Annotated in this window: 1 protein-coding gene and 1 pseudogene; both read right to left on the reverse strand. The window is 54.8% G+C overall.

Annotated elements, in window-relative coordinates; genetic code table 11:
- Positions 1–711, reverse strand: a 711-nt coding sequence (locus AC04SG_RS32725) for a VCBS domain-containing protein (protein WP_488554387.1), incomplete at its 3' end; no start/stop codon positions are given.
- A 1,420-nt stretch (positions 712–2,131) separates the two neighbouring features.
- Positions 2,132–2,437, reverse strand: a pseudogene (locus tag AC04SG_RS32730) (hypothetical protein); the annotation flags it as partial.

Below are 2,437 nucleotides of genomic sequence, written 5' to 3' on the forward strand. Positions count from 1 at the left end.
GTAGGTGGTGCCGCCCACGAACTCGTTGTGCGCCGAAGGATCGGTCGTGTAGGTCCAGGCGCCGGTCGCATCGACAGCGAACGTGCCGTAGCCGTGGCTGCCGGCAACAGCGCTCTGCGCAACAAAGGCGTTCGAGCTGTCAACGTCGGCCGCCGACAGCTGGCCGCTCGCCGTCAGAACCGCGTCGGTTTCCGTCAGGCTCGCCGTGCTCGCGCCGGTGATCACCGCCGCGTCGTTGGTGCCGGTGAACTGGATGGTAGCCGTGGCCCAGCTTAGCGTGCCATTGCCGAGCTGAATGGCGTAGGTCACTTTGTCGGTGAGAACCTGCCCCTGCCCAAGTGCCTGCACCTGGGCGTCGATATCTGCCTTGTTGTAGTGGATCGTACCATCGGCGCTTATCCAGATGCGAGCGCCTAGAAGGCTCGTATTGGCAGTCGCGGGGAGCGCGGCGAGCGCTGCACTATCACTGGAGAACGTGATATCGCGCGCCAGTAGATCTGCCGGCGCGTATATCTTCGTTGCTGTCGTAAGACTGTCTGCGTTGTCGATGGAATACAGCTGTTTGGCCGTTCCTCCCAGATCGTTCGCCAATACATTCAGGATCAAGACGCCAGTGGCATCTTCCGAAAAGGCAAGAAGATCGTCCTTCGCCTGCGGCGTGTTCGAGAACGACGTCGTGGTGCCGCCGGCACCGGTGACCTGAGTAGCCATTTTCAACCCCCCTAGTAGTTAAGAACAGATGCCCAATCATCTGTTTCATTGACAGTACTGTTAGACCGGCTGCTTCCAGCCGAAGAATAGTCGCGCGAGTCCGGGGAGGCATGGTTGTCGCCGTTATCCAGGCACACAGCCGCGCTCGGAACGGCACGCCTCAAGCTGGCCATTCACGGACGGATGTTGACTCGATTCTTGTGCGCTCAACGACACCGGTCGCTGCGCTGCGTCGCCCTACCCCAACTGCATCCTACAACTCGTGGTTGCTGGCCACGGATTTAGGCGCCCCTTATATTAGCATATTATTAACTCTAGCAGGGCGGACGCGTCAACGAGCAGTTTGCAAGACAGTTAATAGTTGAAGGAACCGCGCCCATGATATCGGCGTTCGGCTCGACCAAAATGGGCCTTGGTCGATGCCGGACATGCTAAAGTACCGTCAGCGCGGAAACGTTATCCGCGGGCGATTTCTTTATATATTTCAAAATGTTGACTTGAAAAAAGTACCGTCAGGTCCGAAAAATCCGTGACGATACTTCTCTCGGACGTTGAGCCGCGCATGAAAAGTACGGTCAAAAGTACCGTCAAATAAATCTGCTAGTCTTCACGTCCAGCGTGGCCCTGGTTTGATGTCAAAAGAATCAGTGACGTAAGTAGTTGATGGCTTCAGCTGACGATGTAGGTCCGATTGTAAATAAAATGAACCGCAAATCGTTGCTTTTTCTGCGAAAAACTACGCCGGAGCACTCCAGACTACGCTAACCCCTACTCCCACTCGATTGTACAAATAGGATATAACCAATTGAAATCACTGGCAAATATTTTTCAGCGCCGCGTAAATGCCGACATCAAGACCGTCAAAAAGTTACGCTTCTGATTCTAAAGGGAAAATCGCCGCAAAAAATATTTTGAGGTTTCACCAACTATCAGGACCAATCGGGCAATTTTCTTTCACTTGGGACGTTGGGCCACGCGCCCAAGCAGTTTCGAAAAGTACCGTCATCGCTCCAACAAGGGCACTTTTTCGTTGCAAAATCAATGGTCATGGTAGACCCGGAGGACTTTTCTCACTGCGATCATGGTTTTGGCCGGCAGATCGTTGCCAATCGCTCCCTATCCCTGGATAGCGTCTACGGAACCCACCGCACCCAGCGATGCGAAATCGTCGGCAGAGAGCGGAGCCCATCCGGGCTTCCCAGCCGCGGCGACGGTTCGTTCGAAGTCAGGTCCATGGGCAAGACAAATTCCGTGAAATCATAGCCGCGAGCGCCAGGACAAAGAGGTCCTTCGACATTCAGCACACCGCAGGTTAGAGAACGAGGCAATCCGCCCTGTCAAAAATAGGCCAATGTCACGCTAGTCAAGGGTGCGCGGTTTCCCACTTGCTTCCGTCGTCAAATCGCCAGCTGCTCTAACCCTAGATCAGCCCGCGCATTGTCAGTTCAGCCTTCAGATAGGCATAATAGATCGGCGCAGCGACAAGACCCGGCATACCGAACCAGGCCTCCATGAAAACCATCGCTAGAAGAAGCTCCCAGGCACGCGCATTGATCCGCGAACCGATAATCTTAGCGTTTACGAAGTATTCGAGCTTGTGAATGACGATGAGAAAGGCAAGCGAGCCTAGCGCTGCAAGGAAGGAGATGCTGAGGCTGACAACCACGATCACCGTGTTGGAGATCAGATTGCCGATGACCGGCAGAAGGCCGGCGACGAAAGTCAG

Source organism: Mesorhizobium sp. CNPSo 4684, assembly GCF_057784315.1.